Raw genomic sequence first — 26,508 nt, 5'->3', positions numbered from 1 at the left:
GCAGGAAGGACACGGGTGCGGCGCCACGGTGAAGACCGCAACCGATCTGTGATGTGACGTTTACCTGCCGCGGTGTGAGCGGGGCGGAACGGGTCAGGCCTGAGGCCCGCTGACCCCGTGCTCGATGACGCCCTCGGCGACCTGGCGCATCGACAGCCGCAGGTCCATCGCGGTCTTCTGGATCCATCGGAACGCCTCGGGCTCGCTGAGCGTGAGCCCCTCCTGCAGGATCCCCTTGGCCCGGTCCACAGCCTTGCGGGTCTCGAGCCGGTCGGTAAGACCGGCGACCTCCTTCTCGAGCTGGGCGAGCTCTTGGAAGCGGCTCACCGCAAGCTCGATCGCGGGCACCAGGTCGGTGATGTTGAACGGCTTGACGAGGTAGGCCATCGCACCCGCGTCGCGGGCACGCTCCACCAGCTCACGCTGGGAGAAGGCGGTCAGCATCACGACCGGCGCGATCCGGTCGCGGGCGATCGCCTCCGCCGCCGCGATCCCGTCGAGCACCGGCATCTTCACGTCGAGGATCACCAGGTCGGGTCGGTGCTCGGTGGTGAGCTCGATCGCGGCCTTGCCGTCCCCGGCCTCGCCGACGACGTCGTACCCCTCCTCGGTGAGCATCTCCTTGAGGTCCATCCGGATCAGGACCTCGTCCTCCGCGATGACGACCGTTCGCCGCGTATGGGTCTCGGGGGTGCTGCTGGGGTTGCTCTGCGTCACGAGCACAGACTAGGCCATCGCATGCCCGCACCGGCTACGTGTTCTCAGACACGGTCCGGTAGGTTTTCTCTCGATCCGGCCGGATTGGCGGAACGGCATACGCTGCGGTCTCAAACACCGTTGCCCGAAAGGGCTTGTGGGTTCGAATCCCACATCCGGCACCACGAAACTGTCGGTGGCCACGCTCATGATGGTCACATTGTTCATGTCCGCCCTCAGTCGGTCGTCGACAGCGCGTTGCGAATGTCCGACGCTGGCTTCAGCGATGCTGTGAACGCGAAACAGCACAGGGGTGGCCATCAAGACGATCCGTCGATGGCGACGTCTCTATCAACGGCGCGGGGTGGCGCGTGGCCAGACCCACCTCGCTCCGCCATGCCCGCGCTGCGACGGTGCAGACCTCGACGAGGCGGCGTACGCAGAGCTTCTGGGGTGGTATCTCGGCGACGGTCACATCAGCGAAGGACACCGTGACGTGTTCAACCTGCACATCATCAACGACAGGAAATATCCCGAGGACAACCGGCGCCTCAAAGAACTGATGATGCGGGTCAAGCCCGGTGGGCTACCCCACATTCGCCTCGTCCCCGGAGCAGTCATCACGACGATCTCGTGGAAACACATGCTCTGTCTCTTCCCGCAGCATGGTCGCGGTCGCAAGCACGAACGCGCGATCGTCCTCGAGGACTGGCAACATCACGTCGTCTCGGCCCACCCCGGCCCGTTTTTCCGAGGCTTGTTCCACTCCGACGGATGCCGCGTGAACAACTGGGCCACACGCGTCGTTGCTGGACAGAAGAAGCGCTATGAATACGGCCGCTGGCAGTTCGTCAACGTCTCCGAAGACATCCGCGGCCTGTGCACCTGGGCCCTAGACATCGTCGAGATCCCATGGCGTCAGTCCAGCTGGAAGACGATCAGCGTCTCGCGCCGCGAAGCGGTCGCAGCGCTCGACGCCCTGATCGGCCCGAAAAGCTAGCTCTTGCGCTCGTAAGCAGGCGCGACCGCGTTGATCGCGTCGCCGATGCGGTGGATGCGCAGGGCGTTGGTGGAGCCGGGGATCCCGGGGGGCGAGCCGGCGATGATCACCACGAACTCACCCTCCTCCACGCGGCCGAGCTTGAGCAGGTTCTCGTCGACCTGGCGGACCATCTCGTCGGTGTGCTCGACCTCGTCGGTGCGGAAGGTCTCGGTGCCCCAGCTGAGCGCGAGCTGGCTGCGTACGGCGTCGGAGGGGGTGAAGGCGAGCAGCGGGATCACACCGCGCAGCCGGGAGAGGCGGCGGGCGGAGTCGCCGGAGGTGGTGAAGGCGACCAGGTATTTCGCGCCGACCCGGTCGGCGACCTCGGCGGCGGCCTTGGCGATGACTCCGGAGCGGGTGTGCGGGTCCCAGTCGATGGGGCTCAGCTCGGCGGCGCGGCTGCCCTCCGAGGAGAACGCGTGGCGCTCGGTGGCGGCGATGATGCGCGCCATCGTCTCGACCGTGTGGATCGGATAGTCACCCACGCTCGTCTCCGCGGAGAGCATCACCGCGTCGGCGCCGTCGAGGACGGCGTTGGCGACGTCGTTGGCCTCGGCGCGGGTGGGCGCCGGGCTGGAGATCATCGAGTCGAGCATCTGGGTGGCGACGATGACCGGCTTGGCGTTGAGCCGAGCCAGCTCGATGATCCGCTTCTGCAGGAACGGCACCTCCTCGAGCGGGCACTCCACGCCGAGGTCACCACGGGCGACCATGAACATGTCGAAGGCGGCGATGACCTCGTCGAGGTTGTCGATCGCCTGCGGCTTCTCGATCTTGGCGATGACCGGGACGACGCGCCCCTCCTCGTCCATGATCTTGCGGACGTCCGCGTAGTCCTTCGCGTTGCGCACGAAGCTGAGCGCGATCATGTCGACGCCGAGCCTGAGCGCGAACCGGAGGTCTTCCTCGTCCTTCTCGGAGAGGGCAGGCACGGAGACGGCGACGCCGGGCAGGTTGATGCCCTTGTTGTTGGACACCTTCCCGCCGACCAGCACCTCGGTGTGGACTTCGGTGTCGTCGACCGCGGTGACCCGAAGCCGCAGCTTGCCGTCGTCGATCAGGATCGGGTCGCCGACCTTCACGTCGCCGGGAAGGCCCTTGTAGGTCGTCCCGCAGATCTTGTCCGTGCCGGGCACGTCCCGGGTGGTGATCGTCCAGGCCTGACCGCGGTGCAGGGTGGTCGACCCCTCCTCGAAGCGCTCGAGGCGGATCTTGGGACCCTGCAGGTCGGCGAAGATGCCGACGCTGTGCCCGCTCGCCGCAGCGGCCTCCCGCACCAGCGCGTAGTTGCTGGAGTGGTCGTCATGGGACCCGTGGCTCATGTTCATCCGGGCGACGTCCATGCCTGCGTAGACGAGCTCGCGGATGCGACGCTCCGTCCCGACGGCGGGTCCCAGGGTGCAGACGATCTTGGCTCTTCTCACGGGAGCCCAGACTACCCCTCTGGAACGTTCAAACCAGCACCCGCGAGGCGGCCCGATCTGGTCATTCATCGAGCATTCACACCCGAGCCCCGAGCCAGACGTCGCCTGCCCGCGGCGCGCCCAGCGAGAGCTCGCCGGCGGCTAGCCCCTCCCCACAGGCGCGACAATGCACGTGAGCGACAAACTCCTCGCCACAAGTGTGTAGCAGCGGCGCCGGATCGACGCCGGGACGGGCATGATCGCTCCCCCACTTCTTGAGCGTGAGCAGCACCGGGGAGAGCGCGCGGCCGGCCGGCGTGAGCCGATACTCGTAGCGGACCGGACGCTCGCTGTACTGCTCCCGCGCGATCACGCCGTGCTCGACCAGCTTGCGCAACCGCACGGTGAGCACGTCCCGGGGCGCGCCGGTGTTGCGCGCGATCTGGGAGAACCGGAGCTGGTCGTAGAAGAGCTCTCGTACGACGAGCAGGCTCCAGCGGTCGCCGACGATCTCGAGCGCGTCGGCGATCGTGCACTCCCTGGGAATCGCGACGGCGGGTACGTGCGGCATGGCGCCAGTCTCCTGCCCGTTGGCCGCCCTCTCAAACCGAACGACGGAACCGACTGGCCCGGCACCCCCGATGTGGGGGTGCCGGGCCAGTCATCGGCACGCCGTTGTGCCTCGGTGTCAGCCTCGGTGCGTCAGCCTCAGACCATCAGCTGTCGGTCCGTCGGGCGGATCGGCGCCGGCAGGTTGGTCGAGCCGGTGAGGAAGGTGTCGACCGCGGCCGCGGCTGCGCGGCCCTCGGCGATCGCCCACACGATCAGCGACTGTCCGCGACCCGCGTCACCGGCGACGTACACGCCGGGGACGGAGGTGGCGTAGGAGTCGTCGCGAGCGACGTTGCCGCGAGCGTCGTACTCCACACCCAGCTGGGTGAGGAGGCCGTCCTTCTCCGGGCCGGTGAAGCCCATCGCCAGCAGGACGAGGTCGGCGGGGATCTCCTTCTCCGTCCCCTCCTTCTCGGTCAGCTTGCCGTCGATGAACTCGACCTCGACCAGCTTCAGGGCGCGTACGCGGCCGTCCTCGGTGCCGAGGAACTCCTTGGTGGAGACGGCGTAGACCCGCTCGCCACCCTCCTCGTGCGCAGAGGCGACCCGGTAGGTCATCGGGTACGTCGGCCACGGCTGAGCGTCGGGGCGCTCCTCCGGCGGGCGGGGCATGATCTCCAGCTGCGTGATCGACTCCGCGCCCTGGCGGATCGCGGTGCCGAGGCAGTCGGCGCCGGTGTCACCGCCGCCGATGATGACCACGTGCTTGCCCTCGGCCAGGATCTGGTCGGGGACGGCCTCGCCGAGCGAGGCGCGGTTGGACTGCGGCAGGTACTCCATCGCCTGGTGGATCCCGCTCAGCTCACGCCCGGGGACCGGCAGGTCGCGACCGACGGTCGAGCCGTTGGCCAGCACGATCGCGTCGTAGCGGTCCTGGAGCTGCGCACCGGTGATGTCGGCGCCGACGTCGACGCCCGGACGGAAGACCGTGCCCTCGCGGCGCATCTGCGCCAGGCGCTGGTCGACCTGGGACTTCTCCATCTTGAACTCGGGGATGCCGTAGCGCATCAGGCCGCCGATCTTGTCCGCCCGCTCGTAGACGGCCACGGTGTGGCCCGACCGGGTGAGCTGCTGGGCGGCGGCCAGGCCCGCGGGGCCCGAGCCGATGACGGCGACCGCCTTGCCGGAGAGCCACTCGGGCGGCTGCGGCTTGACGTAGCCCGCGTCCCAGGCCTTGTCGATGATCGAGACCTCGATGTTCTTGATCGTCACCGCGGGCTGGTTGATGCCCAGGACACAGGCGGACTCGCACGGAGCCGGGCAGAGGCGACCGGTGAACTCGGGGAAGTTGTTGGTCGCGTGCAGACGCTCCGAGGCGCCCTCCCAGTCGTTGCGCCAGACCAGGTCGTTCCACTCGGGGATGATGTTGCCGAGCGGGCAGCCCTGGTGGCAGAACGGGATGCCGCAGTCCATGCAGCGCGCGGCCTGGGTGTTGATGATCGGCAGCAGGGTCTTGCCGATCTTGCCCGGGTAGACCTCGTGCCAGTCCTTGACACGCTCGTCGACGGGACGCCGGGTCGCGACCTCGCGACCGTTCTTCAGAAAACCCTTGGGGTCAGCCACAGAAGGCCTCCTTCTTCGACTCAGCAGGGTCAGCCATGCTGTGTTGGATGTTCATGGACTTCGCAAGCTCATCCATGAAGTACCTCCATAATCCGCGCGGCAGCCTCGTCCTCGTCGAGACCCTCCTCGAGGGCCTCCTCCTGAGCTTCGAGCACGCGCTTGTAGTCACTGGGCATGACCTGCGTGAAGCGGGTCAGAGAATTGGGCCAGTCGGCCAGGAGCGCCTCGGCGACAGCCGAGCCGGTCTCCTCGAGGTGGTCGCGGACGAGCTGCTCGAGCTCGGCGGCGTACTTCTCCTCGACGCCGGTGGCGTCGACCAGCTCGCCGTTGAGCCGCTGCTGCGCGAAGTCGAGGACCCACGCGATGCCGCCGGACATGCCGGCCGCGAAGTTGCGCCCGGTCGGGCCGAGCACGACGACACGACCACCGGTCATGTACTCGCAGCCGTGGTCGCCGACACCCTCGGTGACGATGCTGGCACCCGAGTTGCGGACCGCGGCCCGCTCCCCCACGCCTCCGCGGATGTGGATCCGCCCGCTGGTGGCGCCATAGGCCAGCGTGTTGCCGGCGATGATGTGGTCCTCGGCCCTGAACCCGGCCGTACGCTCCGGACGGATGACCAACCGGCCACCGGAGATGCCCTTGCCGACGTAGTCGTTGGCGTCTCCTTCCAGCCGTAGCGTCAGCCCGCTGGGGATGAACGCGCCGAACGACTGGCCGGCGGAGCCGGTGAAGGTGATGTCGATCGTCCCCTCGGGCAGGCCGGCGCCGCGGTAGCGCTTGGTGATCTCGTGACCGAGAAGCGTGCCGACGGTGCGGTTGACGTTGCGGATCGGCAGCTGGGCGCGCACCGGCTCGCCACGCTCGAGCGCCGGCGCCGCGAGCGGCAGCAGCTCGTTGACGTCGAGGGACTTCTCCAGCCCGTGGTCCTGGGTCTTGGTGTTGTGGAGAGCCTGGTCGGAGAACTGCTGCGGCGACTCCACACGAGTGAAGATCGGCGCCAGGTCGAGCCCGGAGGCCTTCCAGTGGTCGATCGCGTCGCGTGCGTCGAGCGCCTCGGCGTGGCCGACGGCCTCGTCGATGGTGCGGAAGCCGAGCACGGCGAGGAGCTCGCGGACCTCCTCGGCGATGTAGCGCATGAAGTTGACGACGTGCTCGGCCTTCCCGGTGAACCGCTCACGCAGGACCGGGTTCTGGGTGGCGACGCCGACCGGGCAGGTGTCGAGGTGGCAGACCCGCATCATCACGCAGCCGGAGACGACCAGCGGCGCGGTGGCGAAGCCGAACTCCTCGGCGCCGAGCAGCGCGGCGATGACCACGTCTCGACCGGTCTTGAGCTGGCCGTCGGTCTGCACCACGATCCGGTCGCGCAGCCCGTTGAGGAGCAGCGTCTGCTGCGCCTCGGCGAGACCGAGCTCCCAGGGACCGCCGGCGTGCTTCAGCGACGTCAGCGGGGACGCGCCGGTGCCGCCGTCGTGGCCGGAGATCAGCACCACGTCGGCGTGCGCCTTGGAGACACCCGCGGCGACGGTGCCGACACCGACCTCGGCCACGAGCTTCACGTGGACGCGAGCGGCCGGGTTGGCGTTCTTGAGGTCGTGGATCAGCTGAGCCAGGTCCTCGATCGAGTAGATGTCGTGGTGCGGCGGCGGCGAGATGAGCCCGACGCCCGGCGTCGAGTGACGCGTCTTGGCCACCCACGGGTAGACCTTGTGGCCGGGCAGCTGGCCGCCTTCGCCGGGCTTGGCGCCCTGGGCCATCTTGATCTGGATGTCGTCGGCGTTGGTCAGGTACTCGCTGGTGACGCCGAAGCGGCCCGAGGCCACCTGCTTGATGGACGAGCGGCGCTTCGGGTCGTAGAGACGATCCGGGTCCTCGCCGCCCTCGCCGGTGTTGGACTTGCCGCCGAGGATGTTCATCGCGACGGCGAGCGTCTCGTGAGCCTCCTGGGAGATCGAGCCGTAGGACATCGCACCGGTCGAGAAGCGCTTGACGATCGCCTCGACGGGCTCGACCTCGTCGATCGAGATCGACTGACGACCCAGCTCCTCGGCGCTCTTGAGCTTGAAGAGCCCACGCAGCGTCATCAGTCGCTCGGACTGCTCGTTGACGCGGTCGGTGTACTGCTTGAAGACGTCGTAGCGGCCGGTGCGGGTGGCGTGCTGGAGCCGGAAGATCGTCTCCGGGTCGAACAGGTGCGGCTCGCCCTCGCGACGCCACTGGTACTCGCCGCCGATCGGCAGCGCGCGGTGGGCGTTGGCGACTCCGTCGCGCGGGTACGCGGTGGCGTGCCGCTTCGCGACCTCCTCGGCGATCACGTCGAGGCCGATGCCGCCCAGCTTGGACGTGGTCCCGGTGAAGTAGCGGTCCACGACATCCCTGGACAGACCGACGGCCTCGAAGATCTGAGCGCCGGTGTAGGAGGCGACCGTGGAGACGCCGATCTTCGACATCACCTTGAGGACACCCTTGCCGAGCGCCTTGATCGTGTTGGCCATCGCCGCCTCGGCGTCGGCCTTCACGAAGTAGCCCTCGAAGGCGAGGTCCTCGACGGACTCGATCGCGAGATAGGGGTTGACCGCGGCGGCGCCGTAGCCGATCAGCAGAGCGACGTGGTGGACCTCGCGTACGTCCCCGGCCTCGATCAGGAGGCCGACCTGCGAACGGGTGCGCTCGCGGACCAGGTGGTGGTGGACGGCGCCGGTGAGCAGCAGCGACGGGATCGGCGCCATCTCCTGGGTGGAGTGGCGGTCGGAGAGGACGATGATGCGGGCACCGTCCTCGATCGCCTGGGAGACCTCGGCGGCGATCTCGTCCAGGCGCCCCTGCAGGGCCTCGGCACCGCCGTCGACCTCGTAGAGGCCGCGGACGATGTGGACCTGGAAGCCCGGCATGTCGCCGTCACGGTTGATGTGACGGATCTTGGCCAGGTCGTCGTTGGAGATGACCGGGAACGGCAGCACGATCTGGCGGCACGAGGCCGGGCCGGGGCTCAGCAGGTTGGACTCGGCGCCGATGGTGCCGGCCAGGCTGGTGACGAGCTCCTCGCGGATCGCGTCCAGCGGCGGGTTGGTGACCTGCGCGAAGAGCTGGGCGAAGTAGTCGAACAGCATCCGGGGCTTGTCGCTCAGCGCCGCGATCGGGCTGTCGGTGCCCATCGAGCCGATCGGCTCGGCGCCGGTGTTGGCCATCGGCGCGAGCAGGACGCGCAGCTCCTCCTCGGTGTAGCCGAAGACCTGCTGGCGACGGGTCACGCTCGCGTGGGTGTGGACGATGTGCTCGCGCTCGGGGATGTCCTCGAGGCGTACGAGACCGGCGTGGAGCCACTCGTCGTAGGGGTGTTCGGTGGCGAGCTCGGACTTGATCTCGTCGTCCTCGATGATCCGGTGCTCCGCGGTGTCGACCAGGAACATCTTGCCCGGCTGGACCCGGCCCTTGCGGACCACGGTGGCGGGGTCGATGTCGGCCAGCACCCCGGCCTCGGAGCCGAGCACGACCAGGCCGTCCTCGGTGACCCAGTAGCGGGAGGGACGCAGGCCGTTGCGGTCGAGGACCGCGCCGATCTGGGTGCCGTCGGTGAACACGACCGACGCGGGACCGTCCCAGGGCTCCATCAGCGAGGAGTGGAACTCGTAGAACGCCTTGCGGGCGGAGTCCATCTCCTCGTGCTTCTCCCACGCCTCCGGGATCATCATCAGCATGGCGTGCGGCAGGCTGCGGCCGGCCAGGTGGAGCAGCTCGAGGACCTCGTCGAAGGAGGCGGAGTCGGAGACGCCCTCGGTGCAGATCGGGAAGAGCCGCTCCAGGTCGCCGGGGATCAGCTCGGACTCGAGCAGCGACTCGCGCGCCTTCATCCAGTTGCGGTTGCCCATCACGGTGTTGATCTCGCCGTTGTGGGCGATGAACCGGAACGGGTGGCTGAGCGGCCAGCTCGGGAAGGTGTTGGTCGAGAACCGGCTGTGCACGACGGCGATCGCGGAGGCGACCCGCTCGTCGACCAGGTCGGGGAACACCTCGGCCAGCTGGGGCGTGGTGAGCATGCCCTTGTAGACGATGGTGCGGCTGGAGAGCGAGGGGAAGTAGACGTCGGTCTCCCTCTCCGCGCGCTTGCGCAGGCAGAAGGCGAGCCGCTCCAGAGCCAGGCCCGTCACGCGCTGCTTGGCGCCGGCGACGAAGAGCTGCCGGAAGGTCGGCATGACCGCCTTGGCGGTGGCACCGAGGGAGTCCGGGTTGACCGGCACGTCGCGCCAGCCGAGGACCTCGAGGCCCTCCTCGGTCGCGATCTCCTCGACCAGCTTCACGGTGCGCTCGACCTGGTCGGCGTCGCCGGGGACGAAGGCGGTGCCGACGGCGTAGGCGCGCTCGGCCGGAAGGTCGAAGTCGACGACCTCACGCAGGAAGGCGTCGGGGACCTGAAGCAGGATCCCGGCGCCGTCGCCAGAGTTGGTCTCGGCGCCGGCGGCGCCGCGGTGGTCGAGATTCACCAGGGCACGGATGCCCTGCTTCACGATGTCGTGACTGGCCTCACCGGTCAGCGTCGCAACCATGGCGACGCCGCAGGCGTCCTTCTCGAACCGAGGGTCATAGAGGCCCTGGGGGGATGGATACGAGTGCTCGTACGGCACCGGGATCTCCCGTCTGTCCGGGCTCGGGCACGCACCGACCGACGCAGCCCAATAGCCCCGGATTTTCGGCTCTGCTTCGAGCCGGGTCCGGAGCGGGGGATGTCTGCGACAGGTGCGCGCGCCCTTGCGGGGATGAAACTGGCAATCTGCAGGGGACAGCGTTGGCCCGCGCGAGTGCGGCTAGGTTACCACTGTGTCACGCGTAGGTTGCGCACGAGGGTCGAACGGTGGACACCCTCGAGCGGGGCGCTTCCTTGCGCCCGATATCTGCGCCTGATCAGGCCTTTGTCGAGGATTCCTCGTCGTCGGTCCCGTTGTCGCTCACGTCGCCGGCGTTGTCTTCGTCGGCGTCGTTCTCGGTGTCGTCCGCAGGGTCGTTCGTCGTGTCGTTCGCCGGGGCCTTGGCAGGATCGCTGTAGACCTCCTCCTCGACCATACCCCGGCCGGTGACAGTGGCATATGTCCACCATGCTGCGGCGAGCACGAACAGGATGATCGACATCCACTCGCTCCAGCGCAGACCGAGCACGTCGACCAGCTGCACGTTGTCGATGCGCAGGGTCTCGATCATGCCCCGGCCCAGGCAGTAGGCCATCACGTAGAGAGCGACCACCCGGCCGCCGCCCAGACGCAGCTTCTTCTGCAGGTAGACGATCACGAAGAAGGCGAGGATGTCCCAGCAGAACTCGTAGAGGAACGTCGGGTGGAACGTGGTGCCGACCGGGAACTGGCCGGGGCCCTCGGGGTAGAACGACGGGTCGATCTCCAGGCCCCAGGGAAGGTCGGTGGGCCTGCCGTAGAGCTCTTGGTTGAACCAGTTGCCCCAGCGGCCGATGCCCATCGCGAGCAGACAGGTCGGGGCGACGGTGTCCAGCAGCGGGATGATCTTGATGCCCTTGGTCTTGGCCCCGATGATCGCGCCCACCGCGCCCAGCGCGATCGCACCCCACACGCCGAGCCCGCCGCGCCAGATGTAGAGCGCCTCGATCGGGTTGGCGCCGTCGCCGAAGTAGAGCTGCCAGTCGGTCATGACGTGGTAGATCCGCCCGCCGATCAGCCCGAACGGAACCGCCCACAGCGCGATGTCCTGGATGTCACCGGCCCGGCCGCCGCGAGCCTGCCAGCGCCGCTCGGAGACCCAGACCGCGACGATGATGCCGAGGATGATCGCGAAGGCGTAGCCGCGCAACGGGACCGGCCCGAGCCAGAGCACGCCTTCGGCCGGGCTGGGGATGGACATCGGGAGCATCATGCGGCGGGTACTTCCTCAAGGAGGTGGTGGATGTCGTCGGCGAACTGCTTGGGCGAGGTGTTCATCGACCACACCACGTTGGCCTGTCCCTGGGAGACGGCGGAGACGTGGGTGTCGTGGACCCCGAGATCGTAGCCCCCGCTCGGTAGCCGGTCCGCTTCCCCCACGTAGAGCCGCATCGACTCGGCCAGGGTGACGATGTCCTTCAGGTCGCCGGTGAGACCGATGAAGTCCTCGTCGTAGCGGTCGAGGTACTCCTCGAGCACCTCCGTCGTGTCGCGTGCCGGGTCGGTGGTCACGAAGACGACGTCGACCTGATTACGCTCGGCGGGGTCGAGGCGGGTCAGCGCCGCGGTCAGGCTCGACATCACCAGCGGGCACTCGTCAGGGCACTGGGTGTAGCCGTAGAACACCAGCGTCAGCGGTCTGTCCGCGTCGGTGGCGATCGAGTACGGCTCACCGGCGGTGTCGGTCAGCGCGGTGTCGGAGAGCTGGTAGGGCGTGTGCTCCTGACCGTTCATCTCCGAGGCAGGCTTCTGGCCGGTGCCGGGCGCGCCGCAGCCGGTGAGCACGCCGATGAGGACGAGCAGGACGGGAAGAGCCAGGAACCTCAACGCGCGCGGACTCCCGCTGCCAGGTCCTCGGTCAGGCTCGCCAGCGCCTTGAGCGCCGCCTGCTCGTCGGAGCGGTTGTCCAGCAGCGTACGCACGAAGGCGGAGCCGACGATGACGCCGTCCGCGTAGGCGGCCATCTCGGCCGCCTGGGCGCCGTTGCTGACCCCGAGCCCGACGCCGACGGGCAGGTCGGTCCCGGCAGGGCTGAGCTGCTTGGTGCGGGCGACCAAGGGCGCGGCCAGGTCGGAGGTCTTCGCGCGAGCGCCGGTGACACCCATGACCGCGGTGGCGTAGACGAAGCCGCGGCACTCGGCCGTGGTCATCGTGATCCGCTCGTCGGTGCTGCTGGGGGCGACCAGGAAGACCTTGTCGAGATCGCGGGCGTCGGCGGCCTCGATCCACTCCAGCGCGAAGTCGGGGGTGATGTCGGGCGTGATCAGGCCGGCACCACCGGCGTCCTGCAGCTGCTGGGCGAAGCGGTCCACGCCGCGGCGCTCGATCGGGTTCCAGCTGGTCATCACCAGGGTCGGCACCCCGGTCGCGGCCACGGCCTCGACGACGCGGAACACGTCGTCGACCCGTACGCCGCCGTCGAGCGCCTGCTGCACGGCATCCTGGATCGTGGGGCCGTCCATCACCGGGTCGGAGTAGGGCAGGCCGATCTCGATGATGTCGCAGCCGGCCTCGACCATCGTGGTCAGCGCCTCGATCGACCCCTCGACCGTCGGGAAGCCCGCCGGGAGGTAGCCGACCAGGGCGGCGCGGTTCTCGGCCTTCGCCTTCGCGTATGCAACCGACGACGTACTCACTTTGCTTCTCCAAGTCCGCTGTGCTTGTCGCTTCGGGCCCCGGCTCCTTCGTCGCCGAGCCCGAAGTACTCGATGGCCGTGCCCATGTCCTTGTCGCCACGACCGGACAGGTTGATCAGGATCGTGGCGCCCTCGCCGTGGCGCTCCTTGACCTCGGGCGCGATCTTGATGGCGCCGGCGATCGCGTGAGCGGACTCGATCGCGGGGATGATGCCCTCGCAGCGCGAGAGCAGCGCGAAGGCGTCCATCGCCTCCTTGTCGGTGATCGAGGTGTAGGAGACGCGGCCGGACTTGGCCAGCCAGGCGTGCTGCGGGCCGACACCGGGATAGTCGAGACCGGCGGAGATCGAGTGGGACTCGATGGTCTGGCCGTCCTCGTCCTGGAGCACGTAGGTGCGTGCGCCGTGCAGGACGCCGGGGTCGTTGGCCTGGATGGTGGCGGCGTGACGGCCGGTCTCGAAGCCGTCTCCCCCGGCCTCGAAGCCGTGGATCTCGACGTCCTCGTCGTCCAGGAACGCGGTGAAGAGCCCGATCGCGTTCGAGCCGCCGCCGACCGCGGCGACGACGGCGTTCGGGAGCCCGCCGAACTGCTCGACGGCCTGCACCCGGGCCTCGTCGCCGATGCCGCGCACGATGTCCCTGACCAGCGTCGGGAACGGGTGCGGGCCGGCGGCGGTGCCGAAGAGGTAGGCGGTGTGGTCGACGCTCGCGACCCAGTCGCGCAGCGCCTCGTTGATGGCGTCCTTGAGGGTGCCGCTGCCGGAGGGCACCGGGACGACCTCGGCACCGAGCAGCCTCATCCGGGCCACGTTGAGTGCCTGGCGGTCGGTGTCGACCTTGCCCATGTAGACGGTGCAGTCCAGACCGAAGTACGCAGCCGCGGTCGCGGAGGCGACGCCGTGCTGTCCGGCCCCGGTCTCGGCGATCACCCGGGTCTTGCCCATCCGCTTGGTGAGCAGGGCCTGACCGAGCACGTTGCGGATCTTGTGGGCACCGGTGTGGTTGAGGTCCTCGCGCTTGAGGAGGACCCGCACGCCGAGGCGGTCGGAGAGCAGGGTGGCGTGGTAGAGCGGGCTGGGCAGGTTGGCGTAGTCACGCAGGATCGCATCGAACTCGGCCACGAACGTCGGGTCTGCCTTGGCGTCCTGCCAGGCCTCGTCGAGCTCGATGAGCGCCTTCATCAGCGCCTCGGGCATGAAGCGGCCGCCGAAGCCCTCGGCCTCGCCACCGAACCAGCCGAACTCGTCGGCGTCGTAGCTCGTCGTTTCGTGGATATGAGTTGTCATGGCTGTATCTGCTCTCGGCCTAGCCTTGGATTCCGGTGAACTCGGCGACCGTGCCTTGCGGGTCGCCATGCTTGACCAGCGCCTCGCCGACCAGGACCGCACGGGCCCCTTCGGTGACGTGGCGCTTGACATCGGTGGCGGTGAAGATGCCCGACTCGGCGACCTTCACCCGGTCCTCGGGGATGAGCGGTGCCAGCCGGCCGAAGACGTCCTGGTCGATCTCGAGGGTCTTCAGGTTGCGGGCGTTGACACCGATCAGCTCGGCACCGAGGTCGACCGCCCGGGCGACCTCGGCCTCGTCGTGGGTCTCGACCAGCACGGTCAGCCCCAGCTCGCCGGCGTATTCGTAGAGGCTGCGCAACGTGTCGTCGTCCAGCGCCGCGACGATCAGCAGCGCCAGGTCCGCGCCCGCTGCCCTGGCCTCGAGCAGCTGGTACGGCTCGACGATGAAGTCCTTGCGCAGGATCGGCGTCTCGACGGCTGCCCGGACCGCGCGCAGATCGGCGAGGGAGCCGCCGAAACGGCGCTCCTCGGTGAGCACGGAGATCGCGGCGGCGCCACCGGCGGCGTACTTCGCGGCCAGCGCGGCCGGGTCGGGGATATCGGCGAGCGCCCCCTTGGAGGGGCTCTTCCGCTTCACCTCGGCGATCACGCTGCTGCCGGCCGCACGCAGGTGCGGCATCGGGTCGCGGGGCGCGTCGACGTCGGCCAGCCGGGCCCGCAGGTCCGCCTCCGACACCGCCGCCTGGCGCTGAGCCAGGTCCAGACGTACGCCGTCGATGATCTTTTCGAGCACCGACATGTTTAAACCTCTCGTTTCCGGGTATGACCCACGTGCAAAGCCTCTCACTCGAACCGTGACACGCCCGATTTGGCGCCACAGTGCGGGCGGGAAACGTTAAGTTCTTTCCATCTCAACCCATCTCGCCTGACTTTGGAGGTCAGACACACATGAGCTACGGAACTCCGCCGCCGCCGCCGCAGTACGGGTCGCCGGCACCCGGGCAGCCTGGGCAGCCTGCAGGCAACAACAAGAAGGCGATCTGGGCACTTGTCCTCGGCATCCTCAGCTGCGTCTGCTGTGGTTTCTTCGCCGGTATCCCGGCGATCATCCTCGGCAAGATGGCCCAGAACGAGATCGACGCCTCCGGTGGTACGCAGAGCGGGCGCGGCATGGCCACGGCCGGCTTCATCCTCGGCATCGTCGGCGTGGTCCTGGGCATCCTCGGGGTCATCCTGAACCTGTCCGGCGCACTCGACTTCAGCGGGAGCACCACCACCTACTGAGCTCGGCCCATTTGAGCTCGGCTCTTGAAATCAGCAAGGCCCCCGGCGGATCCGCCGGGGGCCTCGCTGTCTCACCGGTTCAGTGTGACTCGGTGTTGAAGCCGAGCTTGGCGAGCACGATGAAGAGCAGGCCACCGACGACGGTGACGGCCACACCCACCCAGAAGATGAACCAGCTGATCGGGTCGAGCATCATGGCGACGCTGCCGATCAGGAACCCGAGGAGGCCGACCGCGACTGCGATCCAGGCTGCCGGGGTGTTGCCGTGGCTGGCGGACATGCGATGACTCCTCTACGAGTTCTTTGCTGAAGCGAAGCCCGAAGCGATCCAGAGGGGCTTGGCTGCAGTGTATTCATTGATCCCCCGTCGTCGGGTCCCGACCCTCGTCCAACGACTTCCAGACATCGATCGTGGACTGCTCCTCCAACGGCTTCCGCTCGGCCTTCGCGGTCGCCGGGGCGTCGTATCGCCGGCCCATCTCGGGCCAAGAAGGGGCCAGACGTAGGGCCGCGACGGCCGCCGCCACGGTCAGGACCGCGCCGAGGAGCGCGAGATAGGGCCAGAGGGTGGTGGTGTGCTCGGTCTCGCCCCACACGACCTCGGAGTCGATCGCCCGGCCGAGCGCGTCGATCCCGGGATGGCCGAAGAAGGTGACGATCACCCCGACCCCGGCCAGGCCGGCGAGGCCGGCCACCAGGCGGCGTACGAGGCCACGGGTGACCAGGACCACACCCCAGGCCGCGAGGGCGACCAGGGCCAGACCGGTGGTGGCCGGAGAGTCGTTGAGGTCGGCGGGCATCTGGGCCGGCGCGGTCACCTTGACCCACTCGTTGGAGCCAGCCCACGCGGCCAGCGCCGCGCCGACGAGACCGGCGGTGAGGGTCGGCCCGAAAGACCTCACGAGACCGCACCCTGCGAGAGCAGGCCGGCGTCGAAGCAGGTGTGGTCGCCGGTGTGGCAGGCCGGGCCGACCTGGTCGACCTTGAGCAGGATCGTGTCGCCGTCGCAGTCCAGACGCACCTCCTTGACGTACTGGTGGTGGCCGGAGGTCTCTCCCTTGACCCAGTACTCCTGCCGGCTGCGGGACCAGTACGTCGCCCGGCCGGTCGCGAGCGTGCGCGCCAGCGCCTCGTCGTCCATGTACCCGAGCATCAGCACCTCGCCGGTGTCATGCTGCTGCGCCACCGCGGGCACCAGCCCGTCGGGGTCACGCTTGAGGCGGTCGGCGATGGCGGGGTCCAGTCCCTCGCTCGTGGGTCTAGTCACGGCTCCAGTATCCCGCCGGGCAACAGCACGGACACAACCGGCATGTCGTCGCGACAACCCGGCGACCCGAAAGCCGCGGCCTGCCACCGCGCTCGCCGCCCAGCCTCGCTGCTACCTGTCGGCGAAGTAGGCGGCGCTGGCGTCATCGGCCGGGTAGTACGACTCGATCGCCACCTCGTCGAGGGTGATGTCCATCGGGGTCCCGAAGGTGGTGATGGTCGAGAAGAGGTTCAGCTCGCGACCGTCGACTCGAAGCGTCATCGGGATCACGACATCGGCTTCGAGCGCGAGCGACCCCGCCTCCTCGTCCCGGCCGCCCGGGGCCAGGACCTCCTCGTAGAGCCGGGTCAGCTCAGGGTCCGCGACGACGGCGAGCTGCCGCCTGACCCGCGCCCGGAACACCGCCCGTACGTCGGCCAGGTTGACGACCAGAGGGGCCAGCCCCCGAGGGTGGAGACCGAGGCGGACGAGGTTGACGGGCGGCTCGAGCAGCTCGGGGTCGACGTCGGCGAAGAACTGGTCCACCGCGCGGTTGGTCATCAGGATGTTCCAGCGGCGGTCGACCACCAGAGCCGGGTACGGCTCGTGGGCGCGCAGAACCCGGCCGATCGCCTCGCGAGCGGCCGCGAGCGCATCGTCCTCGAGCGGCCGCTGGGTGTAGCGCGGCGCGAAGCCGGCGGCGAGCAGGAGCTGGTTGCGGTCCCGGAGCGGAATGTCGAGCTGGTCGGCGAGCCGAAGGATCATGTCAGTGCTCGGGCGGGACCTGCCGGTCTCGACCAGGCTGACGTGACGTGCCGAGACGTCCGCGGCGATCGCCAGGTCGAGCTGGCTGAGGCGACGACGATGCCGCCATTCCCGCAGCATCTCGCCAACCGTGTACATGGGCCTCAGGATCGCGCATCCGCCGCTCGTGCGCCATGAACTCCCATGTCATCGACAGCGGTCCGGGCCCGCAACACACTGGCGACATGACCACACAGAGCACATCCAGCACACCCACAGACGCCGTGACGACCTTCACCGCCGCCTTCGCAGGGCTCGTCGCGACCGGGGACACCGGTCCGGTCGAGCAGCTGCTCGCCCCGGGCTTCCGTCACCATCGACCGGACGCGACGTCGTCCACCAAGGATCAGTGGCTCAGCGCCGTCCGCGGCTCGCTCGAGCGGATCGCCGGTATGGAGGTCGAGGTGAAGCACGTGCTGGCCTCCGGCGACCACGTCGTGATGCACAGGCGTCGCCGGCTGCCGGGTGGGCCCGAGATCACCGTCGTCGACATCTGCCGGTTCGAGGACGAGCTGATCGCCGAGGTCTGGGAGATCATCGAGCCCGCTGCCGAAGCAGCCGCCCACCTGTCGTGGTGGGACGCCTGAGCTGTCGGTCTCAGCTGCCCTGCTGAGCGACCCAGGAGGAGTGCAGGCGTGCGTACGTCGAGCCCGCCTGCGCCACCAGGTCGGCGTGCGGGCCGCGCTGAGCGAGGTGACCGGCGTCGATGACGAGCACCTCGTCAGCAGCCTCGGCGGTGGACAGGCGATGGGCGATGGTGACCGAGGTGCGTCCGCTCATCAGCCGCTCCAGGGCGCGGTTGATCCGCATCTCCAGGCGTGGGTCGACGGCGGAGGTGGCCTCGTCGAGGACCAGCAGGTCGGGATCGGCGAGCTGGGCGCGCAGCAGGGCCACGAGCTGCCGCTCGCCGGCCGAGAGCGACTCACCCCGCTGGCCGACGTTGGTGCGAACGCCGTCGGGGAGGCCGGCCAGCCAGTCGCCGAGGCCGAGCACCCGAGCCGCTTCCACGATCTCCTCGTCGGTCGCGGACAGCCGGCCGTAGCGTACGTTCTCGGCGAGGGTGGAGTCGAAGAGGAAGCCCTCCTGCGGGACGAGCACGACGCTGGTGCGCAGCGAGGCGTTGCCGACCTCGCGTACGTCCACGCCGTCGAGGCGGACCTGCCCGTGGGTGACGTCCATGACCCTGGTGAGCAGCTTGGCGATGGTCGACTTCCCCGAGCCGGTCTCGCCGACCACGGCGACCCTGCGCCCGGGCGCGATCTCGAAGGAGATGTCGTGGAGGACCGGACGGCCGCCGGGGTAGGCGAAGGTGACCGCGTCGAACTCGATCGAGAGCGGGCCGCGCGGCAGGACCACACCGGACGGGCCGGGATCGACGAGGTCGGCGGGCGTGTCCAGGATGCCGATCGTGCGTCGCCAGGAGGCGATCGCGTTCTGCGCGTCGGTGAGGATCTGGGTGCCCATCTGGACGGGGCCGACGAACAGCGTCACCAGGAACGCGAACGCCAGGATCTCGCCGACGCTCAGCTCGCCGCCGGTGCCCCGGTAGGCCAGCGCCAGCAGGACGCCGCCGACGATCACGCCGGCGTTGGCGAGGCCTCCGGAGAGGCCACCGAGACTGAAGAAGACAGAGGTGTAGGCCTGCGCCTTGATCTGGGCGGCGCTGGTGGCATGGATCTCGCGGTCGATGCGCTCCTGGGTGCGGTCCTCGACGGCGTAGGCCTTCACCACGGCGGCGCCGACGACCGGCTCGGAGACCGCGGAGAGCATCTTCGCGACCTGGCGGCGGGAGAGCGTGTAGGCCGCGGACAGCTTGCGCTGGAAGAACCGCAGGCTCAGGAAGAGCGGGCCGAAGCAGAGCCACACCAGGATCGCGAGCTGCCAGGAGTAGACCACCATCACGATGGTGGCGATCAGCATCTGCCCGATGCTGATGATGAAGAGCAGACCACCGAAGACGATGAACTGGCTTACCTGGTCGACGTCGCTGGTCACCCGCGAGACCAGCGCACCGCGGTGCTCCGTCGACTGGGTGAGCATCGGCAGGTCGTGGACGTGCCGGAATGCCTTGGTACGCAGCGTGGCCAGGCCCCGCTCGGCGGCGGTGAAGAGCCGGCTGGTCATCATGAACGACGCCCAGCCCGTGACGGCGATGGCGACCAGCGCGATGAGGCCGGCGCGCAGGACGTAGCCGAGGTCGGGTCCGCCCGCGCCGCTCAGCCCGTTGTCGAGGGTCTGCTGGACCACGACGGGTACGACGACCTGGCCGACGCTCGCGAGCACGGCCAGGGCCATGGTCCCGCGGATGCCCTCGACCAGCTCCGGGGAGTGCTTGATGCCTCGGCGGATGGTCTCGATGGCACCGAGGTCCTCGCCGCTACCGACCCGGGTCTCGGGCTCGAGAGTCGCGGTCATAGGTCGTGTCCTTCAATCCGGCGTCGAGTCGAGCGTTGTCCAGCGCGTGGCCTGGCAAGGCGGAGGAGGGAGGCGGCCCGGTGTTGGCCGTCGACCGACGACAACGCCGCCAGGGCGCGTGATGGGCGGCGCTCGGCCGACGCTTCCGGGTTGATGGACACGGCCTAAACCACCTCCGGGGTCTCGTAGGCGTTGACCAGGCGGGCATAGGACTCGTCGCGGGCGAGCAGCTCGGTGTGGGTGCCGCGGTCGCGGACGCGGCCGCCCTCGAGATGCACGACCTCGTCGGCGAGCGCGATCGTGGCCTTGCGGTAGGCGACCACGATGAGGCTGGTGTCGTTGGCCCCGTCCCGCAGCGCGGCGAGGATGCGCTGCTCGACCTCGGGGTCGACCGCCGAGGTGGCATCGTCGAGGATCAGCAGTCTCGGGCGGCGTACCAGGGCTCGGGCCAGCGCCAGGCGCTGCCGTTGCCCTCCGGAGAGGCTCGCGCCGCGCTCGCCGAGGGTGGTGTCGAGGCCGTTCGGCAGCGCCGTGACGAAGCCGGCGGCCTCGGCAGCCTTGAGCGCGGACCAGACCTCGTCGTCGGTGACGTCGGCCCCGAGGGTGACGTTGCCGCGCACGGAGTCGTCGAAGACGAAGGCGGTCTGCGGCACCAGAGCCGCCACCCGCGCCCACTCCCCCGCGTCCAGGTCGCGCAGGTCGGTGCCGTCGAGGGTGATCCGGCCCGTCTCCGGGTCGACCAGACGGGCCAGCAGCATCGTCAGGGTGCTCTTGCCGGAGGCGGTCTCGCCGACGATCGCGACGGTGCGGCCGGGCTCGACCTCGAAGTCGACACCGTCGAGGAGGGTCGGGCCGTCGGCGTAGGCGTAGGAGATGCCGTCGACCCGCAGGCGCGCGCCGGTGGACTCGCGGCTCGTCCTCGCCTTGCCGTAGGTCAGGCGTCCGGTCGCGTCCAGCACCCGCTGCACCCGCCGGTAGCCGACCACGCTGCGCGGGAACTCTCCCAGCAGCCAGCCGAAGGAGCGGATCGGGAAGGCGACGATGGTGAGCAGGAAGCCGATCTGGACGACGTCGCCGGGGGCGGCGGCGCCGCTGGAGACCCGGCCGACCCCGACCACCAGGACGGCGAGCACCCCGATGTTGGGCAGGGAGGCCAGGATCGGGTCGAACGCGGCGCGGATCCGGCCTGCACGGGTGTTGACGTCCCGCAGCTCCTGGGCCTTGTCCCGGAAGCGGGTGGTCTCCTCCGCCTCGCGCCCAAGCGTCTTGACGACGAGGGCGCCGTCGAAGGACTCGTGGGCGATCCCGGAGAGCTCCGCGCGCAGCTGCTGGGCACGGGTCATCAGCGGGGAGGAGAAGCGCTGGAAGACCAGGTTAACGACCACGACCGCGGGGAAGACGAGGATCGCGACCGACGCCAGGACGACGTCGGTCCAGAACATCTGCCCGATCGCGATGATCATCATGGCGAGGGTCCCGACCGCCATCGGCAGGGGCGCGATCGGCGCCCAGGACGCCTCGACGTCGGAGTTGGCGTTGGAGAGCAGCTCACCGGTCGGATGCCGGTGGTGCCAGGCGAGCGGGAGGGCCAGATACTGCCGGGTGACCGCGCGGCGCGAGTGCGCCTGCATGCGGTACTGCATCACCCCGGCGCCCAGGCGTCGTGCCACCACCCCGACCGCTCGCAGGATCGCGACGCCGACGAAGAGCCCGACCACCGCCCACAGCCAGCCGGCGCCGATCTCGCCGTCGCGCAGTGCCGGGACCAGCACATGGTCGGTGGACCAGCCCAGCACCCAGGCATCGGCGACGGTCAGCGCGCCGAAGAGCGCGGATCCGAGGGTCGAGAGCGTGAAGACCGCCCATTCGCGCCTGATGGCTACCCCGAGGACCTTGAACCCGTCGGTCGTGGTGGCCCGCTGGGGTGTTGGATCCTCGTCGCTCATCTCGAGGTAAAGCCTAGGCCAGCACCGTCTATGCGACGAATCTTTTAGAGGCCGCCCATCACCGGACGGCTCGATAGGGTGCGGCCGTGGCTTCCTTCGCGCGCTCCGAGCGCCTCGCCCTGTGTGACACCGCCGTCTCTCTCGGGCCAGTGGCACCGACCCTCTGCGAGGGTTGGGACGTCAAGGACCTGATCGTGCACCTGCTGGTGCGTGAGCGGCGCCCGTGGGCCGCGCCGGGCATCTTCCTGCCTCCGCTCGAGCCCGCGCTGAGGAGGGCGGAAGCTGCCTACGCCGCACAGCCGCTCGAAGATCTCGCCGATCGTCTCCGCGACCCGAAGGGCACCCTCTACTCGATCGCGCCGATCGACAGGGTGGTCAACACGGTGGAGTTCTTCGTCCACCACGAGGATCTCCGCCGCGCCCAGAGCGGCTGGGAGCCGCGTACGCTCCCCTCCGCCGCCGAACGTGACCTCTGGCGCACCCTGAAGCTGCTCGGCAAGGGCCTGGTCCGACCCGCCAACACGCCGGTGGTGGTCAGCAACGGCACCGACACCGCCACCCTGCGAGCCGGCGACGAACCGGTCACCATCACCGGTCCGGTCGGTGAGCTCATCCTCTTCTGCTTCGGGCGGCACGCGGTGCGCGGGCTCTCGTTCGACGGGCCCGCGGAGAAGATCACCCAGCTGGAGAACGCCAGCCTCGGCTTCTGAGACCGCCGTCATCGGCGTTCCACTCAGCGGGTCGCTCCGGGCGTGACGCCCGTAACTTCCGTGCCGCCCGCGGGGTTGTCTTCGAGATAACCGAATCCCCCAGGAGGTCCCACGATGCGTCGTGCGGCAGCAGTCACCGTCGCCATGCTCTTCGTCTTCTCGCTCACCGCGGCCGCCCCTGCTCTGAGCGCGGCCCCGCCACAGGCGCTTCGGGACGTGATGATCGTGGGCAACAACTGGGACGGGACGGCCTCGATCGTCGACGCTCGCGGCCTCCAGGTGGTCCGCAAGGGCATCGACCTGGTGCCGGACAAGGACGAGGAGATCGCCGAGATCCACAAGGACCCCGAGCGGCTGGCGATGTACTACCTGGTCCGCTACGGCCCCGGTGAAGGCAACGACCAGCTCGTCGACGACATGTTCACCACGCGCGACGGCAAGCTGCTGGCGGTCTCGCGCCCCAGCCTCGCCGACGTGGTCTGGATCGACATCGAGAAGGCGCTCGCGGGCTCGCCCGACTCCGTCGTGGTCGAGCAGCAGATGGACGGCCACCGCACCGACCACATGGGCCTCTCCCCTGACGGCACCAAGCTGCTGGTCTCCGACTCGACCTCACGATCGGTGCACGAATACTGGATGGGCGGCGAAGGTGACCCGCGGACGGGTGAGCGGCTGCGTACGTTCGAGTCCGGCGAGACACCTCACGAGAACAACTACTCGAAGGACGGCTCGCGCATCTTCCATGCCTCCATCGGGCGCGTCTACCTCCCCGGCGACCAGAAGGAGCTCTCGCTGGACTCGCTGCCGCTGGTCAACCCTTCGACAAGCTCAGGACACCGCCTCGACCAGCTCGGCCTCGGCAACATCCCCGGCACCGACCTGATCCCGCCGATCAAGATCGGCCCGATCCACGATGCGATCAAGGGCGACCGCTGGTTCGAGATCGTCGACGAGTCCACCTTCGCGATCTCGCAGCGCTGGGAGATGGGCAAGGAGCTGGAGGAGGCCGGCTACGCCTCGATCTCCTCGGCCGTACGTCCCATGGCGGTCGCGCCCGGGGAGCGGTTCATCTACTTCCAGATGTCGTTCCTGCACGGCCTGGTCGAGTTCGACACCCAGGCGGCCGACATCGACGGCACGGTCGGCTACTCCACCGGTTCAATCGAGGAGCCCCGCACCGGCGCCGTCACGCGAGTCATCCCGCTCCCCAAGCGCACCAACCTGCCGCGCGAGCTCTACGTCAACGACTCCGCCCACCACGGGCTCTCTATCGACGCCAAGGGCAAGACGCTGTGCGCCGCCGGCACGATGGACGACTACGTCGCGATGGTCGACCGCACGACCGGCGAGTACAAGACGCTGGACGAGGAGACCACCGGCAACTACTACGGCAAGCCCTACTGGACCACCGAGGGCCTCGGCAACACCTGCTGGGCCTCGTTGTCGGACGCCGACGCGGTCGCGGTGATCGACTTCCGCACCGGTGAGGAGCTCGCCTACCTGGACGTCGGCAACCACCCCCAGCGGGTACGCCACGGGCAGATCCCGAGCTCGCTGCTGAGCTAGGCGGCTGGTCGCCGGCTTCGCGAGAACGAACCCCGCTCGGGCGGGGTCGTTGTCGGCGCTTGCACTTCACCGCCAGGGAAGCGTTGTGCGCGGTGGTCTGCGTCGACGCGCCCGCACTTCCCCACCAGGGCGCGATTCTGCGCCTGGTGATCCTGCGAGCTCGAGGGCCTCGTCCCCGTCCACCGCGGGGTGCAGACAGATTCCCGCCAGGTCAAGGTTCTGCGGCACTATCCGCCCACGCGAAGCCGAACATCGCTACCCAGGCGGGATTCTGCGCGGCTTCCGGTCCAGGCAGAGCAGCACTCCCCCACCAGCGAGGGAAAATGCCCGCCCCGTCAGCGAACCGGGGCGCCGGCGCCGGAGAGCGCCTGCTTGACCTCGCCGATCCGCACCTTGCCGAAGTGGAAGATGGTGGCTGCCAGGACGGCGTCCGCGCCGGCCTCCACCGCGGGCGGAAAGTGCTCAGCCTTCCCTGCTCCGCCGGAGGCGATGACCGGGACGGTCACCTCGCTGCGTACGGCCTTGATCAGGTCGATGTCGAAGCCGTCCTCGGTGCCGTCGGCGTCCATCGCGTTGAGCAGGATCTCGCCGGCGCCGAGCTCAGCCGCCTTCACCGCCCATTCGATGGCATCGATCCCGGCTGACTTGCGCCCGCCGTGGGTGGTGACCTCGAAGCCGGAGCTGGTCCCCTGCGCCCGGCGGGCGTCGACCGACAGCACGAGCACCTGGTTGCCGAACCGGTCGGCGATCTCGGCGATCAGCTCGGGACGGTCGATGGCCGCGGTGTTCACCGCGATCTTGTCCGCGCCGGCACGAAGCATCCGGTCCACGTCGTCGACGCTGCGGATCCCACCGCCGACGGTGAGCGGGATGAAGACCTGCTCAGCGGTGCGGGTGACGATCTCGAGCGTCGTCGCGCGCCCCTCGTGCGAGGCGGAGATGTCGAGGAAGGTGAGCTCGTCGGCGCCTTCCTTGTCGTACGTCGCGGCCAGCTCCACCGGGTCACCGGCGTCGCGCAGCTCCTTGAAGTTGATCCCCTTGACGACTCGACCGGCGTCGACGTCGAGACAGGGAATGACACGTACCGCCAAACTCATGACTGGTCCCCGCGCGGCCGCCCGAGAGTGAGGTCGAGCGCGTCGGCGAGGTCGAGGGAGCCGGTGTAGAGCGCAGTGCCGGCGATCGCGCCCTCCACGCCGACCTCGACGAGGCCCATCAGCGCCTCGATGTCGTCGATGGTGGTCACTCCCCCGCTCGCCACGATCGGCCGGTCGGTGGCTTCGCAGACCGCACGCAGCAGGTCGAGGTTGGGGCCCTGGAGCATGCCGTCCTTGTTGACGTCGGTGACGACATATCGCGCGCAGCCCTCCTCGTCCAGGCGAGCAAGCGTCTCGTAGAGGTCGCCGCCGTCCTTGGTCCAGCCGCGCGCAGCAAGGGTCCGGCCACGTACGTCCAGGCCCACTGCGACCCGGTCGCCGTAGGTCGCGATCGCCCGCCGGGTCCACTCGGGGTTCTCCAGCGCGGCGGTGCCGATGTTGACGCGTCGGCAGCCGGTCGCCATCGCGGCCTCGAGGGACTCGTCGTCGCGGATCCCGCCGCTCATCTCGACCTTGATGTCGAGCTTGCCGACGATCCCGGCGAGGATCTCGCGGTTGTTGCCGTGGCCGAACGCGGCGTCGAGGTCCACCAGATGGATCCACTCGGCCCCGGTCTCCTGCCACCGCAGCGCCGCTTCGTACGGATCGCCGAATCGCTTCTCCGACCCGTCCACGCCCTGAACGAGCTGGACAGCCTGCCCGCCCTTCACATCGACGGCCGGCAGGAGCTCGAGGTAGTCACCCATGGGCACGATCCTATGTTCCTTACGCCGCCACCCCTGCCTCGCCGTCCGGCTGCGAGACGGATCCTTGGTCAACGCGGCTCCACCAACGTGAACTCGTAGGCATCCGGGTCCCTCATCGTCGCCCACCGCCCACCTTCGTACGTCTCGGCGACCAGCGTGGCGCCCAGATCGACGAGGCGACGGATCTCGCCGACGGGACCGGTGTCGTCGGACGCGATCAGGTCGAAGCGGAACCTGTCATGTGCGCCGCGCGGCACCGGCGGCGGACCGCCCCAGGCCACCTTCGCACTTCCCGACGGGGTGGTGATCGCGGTCTCGCCGTCCTGGTCCCAGACCAGCGGCCAGCCGAGGGCGGCGCTCCAGAACGTCCCGGTCTCCCGCGACCCGTCCGCGGCGACCTCGCCCAGGAACCCGGTCCCTGCCAGCCAGCTGTTGCCGGCCGGAATCACGCACAGCTCATTGCCCTCCGGGTCGCCGAGCACGACATGGTCTTCGTCCGGCCGCTGGCCCACGTCGAGGTGGGTGGCGCCGAGTCCGAGCAGCCGGTCCACGGTCCGCTGCTGGTCCTCCGGCAGGCTGCTGGTGAGATGAAGGTGATGCGGGTTCTCCAGCGTCTTCGGCGTATCGGTGGGGACGAACCTGATCCGGAAGTCGTCGTCCGCCCGCGGCAGCAGCCTGATCTCCTCACCCTGCGTCTCGGCCTCCCGGCCGAGCACCGCCGCCCAGAATCGTGCGACCAGCTCCGGGTCGTTGGCGTCGATGCAGATCCCGAACCGCCGAGGTGTCATG

At 69.1% G+C, this 26,508-nt stretch carries 24 protein-coding genes and 1 tRNA gene; 6 read left to right on the top strand and 19 right to left on the bottom strand.

Features of this window, described 5'->3' with window-relative positions; all coding sequences use genetic code 11:
* Nucleotides 1-93 precede the first annotated feature (93 nt).
* Nucleotides 94-723, bottom strand: a complete 630-nt coding sequence (locus tag BJ988_RS06150) for a response regulator (protein WP_179657210.1) — start codon at nucleotides 721-723, stop codon at nucleotides 94-96.
* Nucleotides 724-795: 72 nt separating this feature from the next.
* Here BJ988_RS06150 and BJ988_RS06145 point away from each other — a divergent pair.
* Nucleotides 796-881, top strand: a tRNA-Leu gene (locus BJ988_RS06145).
* Nucleotides 882-1,009: 128 nt separating this feature from the next.
* The gene (locus BJ988_RS06140) at nucleotides 1,010-1,696 is read left to right on the top strand and encodes a transcriptional regulator (protein WP_246321415.1); all 687 of its coding nucleotides are present in this window, start codon (nucleotides 1,010-1,012) and stop codon (nucleotides 1,694-1,696) included.
* Here BJ988_RS06140 and pyk read toward each other — a convergent pair.
* From pyk to trpC, 9 genes are all read right to left on the bottom strand, one after another.
* The gene (gene pyk / locus BJ988_RS06135) at nucleotides 1,693-3,162 is read right to left on the bottom strand and encodes a pyruvate kinase (RefSeq protein ID WP_179657209.1); all 1,470 of its coding nucleotides are present in this window, start codon (nucleotides 3,160-3,162) and stop codon (nucleotides 1,693-1,695) included. The two genes, BJ988_RS06140 and pyk, sit on opposite strands and share 4 nt — an antisense overlap.
* A 76-nt stretch (nucleotides 3,163-3,238) precedes the next feature.
* A complete protein-coding gene (locus BJ988_RS06130) occupies nucleotides 3,239-3,712 on the bottom strand; it encodes a winged helix-turn-helix transcriptional regulator (RefSeq protein WP_179657208.1) in 474 nt (157 codons plus the stop codon).
* Nucleotides 3,713-3,849: 137 nt separating this feature from the next.
* Nucleotides 3,850-5,316, bottom strand: a complete 1,467-nt coding sequence (locus tag BJ988_RS06125; RefSeq protein ID WP_179657207.1) for a glutamate synthase small subunit — start codon at nucleotides 5,314-5,316, stop codon at nucleotides 3,850-3,852.
* Between the two features lie 68 nt (nucleotides 5,317-5,384).
* Nucleotides 5,385-9,863, bottom strand: coding sequence for a glutamate synthase large subunit (gene gltB / locus BJ988_RS06120; protein ID WP_246321768.1), 4,479 nt, complete (start codon nucleotides 9,861-9,863; stop codon nucleotides 5,385-5,387).
* Between the two features lie 355 nt (nucleotides 9,864-10,218).
* On the bottom strand, nucleotides 10,219-11,181 hold the full coding sequence (gene lgt, locus BJ988_RS06115) for a prolipoprotein diacylglyceryl transferase (RefSeq protein WP_246321414.1): 963 nt from the start codon (nucleotides 11,179-11,181) through the stop codon (nucleotides 10,219-10,221).
* Between the two features lie 8 nt (nucleotides 11,182-11,189).
* A complete protein-coding gene (locus tag BJ988_RS06110) occupies nucleotides 11,190-11,807 on the bottom strand; it encodes an SCO family protein (protein ID WP_179657204.1) in 618 nt (205 codons plus the stop codon).
* Nucleotides 11,804-12,616, bottom strand: coding sequence for a tryptophan synthase subunit alpha (trpA, locus tag BJ988_RS06105; protein ID WP_179657203.1), 813 nt, complete (start codon nucleotides 12,614-12,616; stop codon nucleotides 11,804-11,806). The genes BJ988_RS06110 and trpA overlap by 4 nt, the downstream gene beginning before the upstream one ends.
* Complete coding sequence (gene trpB, locus BJ988_RS06100; RefSeq protein WP_179657202.1) at nucleotides 12,613-13,902, bottom strand: tryptophan synthase subunit beta; 1,290 nt, start codon at nucleotides 13,900-13,902, stop codon at nucleotides 12,613-12,615. Before trpB ends, trpA begins: the two co-directional genes overlap by 4 nt.
* A gap of 19 nt (nucleotides 13,903-13,921) precedes the next feature.
* Nucleotides 13,922-14,704, bottom strand: a complete 783-nt coding sequence (gene trpC / locus BJ988_RS06095) for an indole-3-glycerol phosphate synthase TrpC (protein ID WP_179657201.1) — start codon at nucleotides 14,702-14,704, stop codon at nucleotides 13,922-13,924.
* Between the two features lie 149 nt (nucleotides 14,705-14,853).
* Here trpC and BJ988_RS06090 point away from each other — a divergent pair, with 149 nt between their 5' ends.
* Complete coding sequence (locus BJ988_RS06090) at nucleotides 14,854-15,189, top strand: DUF4190 domain-containing protein (RefSeq protein ID WP_179657200.1); 336 nt, start codon at nucleotides 14,854-14,856, stop codon at nucleotides 15,187-15,189.
* Between the two features lie 79 nt (nucleotides 15,190-15,268).
* On the opposite strand, the gene BJ988_RS06085 is transcribed toward BJ988_RS06090, so the two are convergent.
* The 4 genes from BJ988_RS06085 to BJ988_RS06070 form a co-directional block, all read right to left on the bottom strand.
* Entirely contained in the window at nucleotides 15,269-15,469 is a 201-nt protein-coding gene (locus tag BJ988_RS06085; RefSeq protein ID WP_179657199.1) for an HGxxPAAW family protein, read from the bottom strand.
* A 73-nt stretch (nucleotides 15,470-15,542) separates the two neighbouring features.
* Nucleotides 15,543-16,091, bottom strand: a complete 549-nt coding sequence (locus tag BJ988_RS06080; protein WP_179657198.1) for a Trp biosynthesis-associated membrane protein — start codon at nucleotides 16,089-16,091, stop codon at nucleotides 15,543-15,545.
* Nucleotides 16,088-16,456, bottom strand: coding sequence for a phosphoribosyl-AMP cyclohydrolase (gene hisI, locus BJ988_RS06075; protein WP_179657197.1), 369 nt, complete (start codon nucleotides 16,454-16,456; stop codon nucleotides 16,088-16,090). The genes BJ988_RS06080 and hisI overlap by 4 nt, the downstream gene beginning before the upstream one ends.
* A 111-nt stretch (nucleotides 16,457-16,567) precedes the next feature.
* Nucleotides 16,568-17,338, bottom strand: coding sequence for a helix-turn-helix domain-containing protein (locus tag BJ988_RS06070; protein ID WP_179657196.1), 771 nt, complete (start codon nucleotides 17,336-17,338; stop codon nucleotides 16,568-16,570).
* A gap of 86 nt (nucleotides 17,339-17,424) precedes the next feature.
* Here BJ988_RS06070 and BJ988_RS06065 point away from each other — a divergent pair, with 86 nt between their 5' ends.
* A complete protein-coding gene (locus tag BJ988_RS06065) occupies nucleotides 17,425-17,826 on the top strand; it encodes a nuclear transport factor 2 family protein (RefSeq protein WP_179657195.1) in 402 nt (133 codons plus the stop codon).
* 10 nt (nucleotides 17,827-17,836) lie between these two features.
* Here the strand turns inward: BJ988_RS06065 and BJ988_RS06060 are convergent, their stop codons facing one another.
* Both BJ988_RS06060 and BJ988_RS06055 read right to left on the bottom strand, forming a co-directional pair.
* The gene (locus BJ988_RS06060) at nucleotides 17,837-19,654 is read right to left on the bottom strand and encodes an ABC transporter ATP-binding protein (RefSeq protein WP_179657194.1); all 1,818 of its coding nucleotides are present in this window, start codon (nucleotides 19,652-19,654) and stop codon (nucleotides 17,837-17,839) included.
* Nucleotides 19,655-19,818: 164 nt separating this feature from the next.
* On the bottom strand, nucleotides 19,819-21,600 hold the full coding sequence (locus BJ988_RS06055) for an ABC transporter ATP-binding protein (protein ID WP_179657193.1): 1,782 nt from the start codon (nucleotides 21,598-21,600) through the stop codon (nucleotides 19,819-19,821).
* An 86-nt stretch (nucleotides 21,601-21,686) separates the two neighbouring features.
* Between BJ988_RS06055 and BJ988_RS06050 the strand changes: the two genes are divergently transcribed.
* Complete coding sequence (locus BJ988_RS06050; protein WP_179657192.1) at nucleotides 21,687-22,310, top strand: TIGR03085 family metal-binding protein; 624 nt, start codon at nucleotides 21,687-21,689, stop codon at nucleotides 22,308-22,310.
* Nucleotides 22,311-22,424: 114 nt separating this feature from the next.
* Entirely contained in the window at nucleotides 22,425-23,876 is a 1,452-nt protein-coding gene (locus BJ988_RS06045) for a YncE family protein (RefSeq protein ID WP_179657191.1), read from the top strand.
* Between the two features lie 335 nt (nucleotides 23,877-24,211).
* Here BJ988_RS06045 and hisF read toward each other — a convergent pair whose 3' ends face one another.
* From hisF to BJ988_RS06030, 3 genes are all read right to left on the bottom strand, one after another.
* Entirely contained in the window at nucleotides 24,212-24,973 is a 762-nt protein-coding gene (gene hisF, locus BJ988_RS06040; RefSeq protein ID WP_179657190.1) for an imidazole glycerol phosphate synthase subunit HisF, read from the bottom strand.
* Nucleotides 24,970-25,719, bottom strand: coding sequence for a bifunctional 1-(5-phosphoribosyl)-5-((5-phosphoribosylamino)methylideneamino)imidazole-4-carboxamide isomerase/phosphoribosylanthranilate isomerase PriA (gene priA / locus BJ988_RS06035; protein ID WP_179657189.1), 750 nt, complete (start codon nucleotides 25,717-25,719; stop codon nucleotides 24,970-24,972). The genes hisF and priA overlap by 4 nt, the downstream gene beginning before the upstream one ends.
* Before the next feature lie 68 nt (nucleotides 25,720-25,787).
* Nucleotides 25,788-26,507: a VOC family protein gene (locus BJ988_RS06030; RefSeq protein WP_179657188.1), complete on the bottom strand. Its 720-nt coding sequence runs from the start codon at nucleotides 26,505-26,507 to the stop codon at nucleotides 25,788-25,790.
* Nucleotide 26,508: the final 1 nt, after the last annotated feature.

This window comes from Nocardioides panzhihuensis (genome assembly GCF_013408335.1).
Taxonomy (GTDB): domain Bacteria; phylum Actinomycetota; class Actinomycetes; order Propionibacteriales; family Nocardioidaceae; genus Nocardioides; species Nocardioides panzhihuensis.
The sequence above is the reverse complement of the archived record's forward strand: the minus strand, read 5'-3'. Positions and strand labels throughout refer to the sequence as shown.

What these genes read in the sequence shown, in the direction of transcription:
- BJ988_RS06130 (WP_179657208.1), bottom strand. Translation starts at nt 3,712, where the DNA reads ATGCCGCACGTACCCGCCGTCGCGATTCCCAGGGAGTGCACGATCGCC.
- gltB (WP_246321768.1), bottom strand. Translation starts at nt 9,863, where the DNA reads ATGGTTGCGACGCTGACCGGTGAGGCCAGTCACGACATCGTGAAGCAG.
- lgt (WP_246321414.1), bottom strand. Translation starts at nt 11,181, where the DNA reads ATGTCCATCCCCAGCCCGGCCGAAGGCGTGCTCTGGCTCGGGCCGGTC.
- trpB (WP_179657202.1), bottom strand. Translation starts at nt 13,902, where the DNA reads ATGACAACTCATATCCACGAAACGACGAGCTACGACGCCGACGAGTTC.
- trpC (WP_179657201.1), bottom strand. Translation starts at nt 14,704, where the DNA reads ATGTCGGTGCTCGAAAAGATCATCGACGGCGTACGTCTGGACCTGGCT.
- BJ988_RS06090 (WP_179657200.1), top strand. Translation starts at nt 14,854, where the DNA reads ATGAGCTACGGAACTCCGCCGCCGCCGCCGCAGTACGGGTCGCCGGCA.
- BJ988_RS06085 (WP_179657199.1), bottom strand. Translation starts at nt 15,469, where the DNA reads ATGTCCGCCAGCCACGGCAACACCCCGGCAGCCTGGATCGCAGTCGCG.
- BJ988_RS06070 (WP_179657196.1), bottom strand. Translation starts at nt 17,338, where the DNA reads ATGTACACGGTTGGCGAGATGCTGCGGGAATGGCGGCATCGTCGTCGC.
- BJ988_RS06065 (WP_179657195.1), top strand. Translation starts at nt 17,425, where the DNA reads ATGACCACACAGAGCACATCCAGCACACCCACAGACGCCGTGACGACC.
- BJ988_RS06060 (WP_179657194.1), bottom strand. Translation starts at nt 19,654, where the DNA reads ATGACCGCGACTCTCGAGCCCGAGACCCGGGTCGGTAGCGGCGAGGAC.
- BJ988_RS06055 (WP_179657193.1), bottom strand. Translation starts at nt 21,600, where the DNA reads ATGAGCGACGAGGATCCAACACCCCAGCGGGCCACCACGACCGACGGG.
- BJ988_RS06045 (WP_179657191.1), top strand. Translation starts at nt 22,425, where the DNA reads ATGCGTCGTGCGGCAGCAGTCACCGTCGCCATGCTCTTCGTCTTCTCG.
- hisF (WP_179657190.1), bottom strand. Translation starts at nt 24,973, where the DNA reads ATGAGTTTGGCGGTACGTGTCATTCCCTGTCTCGACGTCGACGCCGGT.
- priA (WP_179657189.1), bottom strand. Translation starts at nt 25,719, where the DNA reads ATGGGTGACTACCTCGAGCTCCTGCCGGCCGTCGATGTGAAGGGCGGG.
- BJ988_RS06030 (WP_179657188.1), bottom strand. Translation starts at nt 26,507, where the DNA reads ATGACACCTCGGCGGTTCGGGATCTGCATCGACGCCAACGACCCGGAG.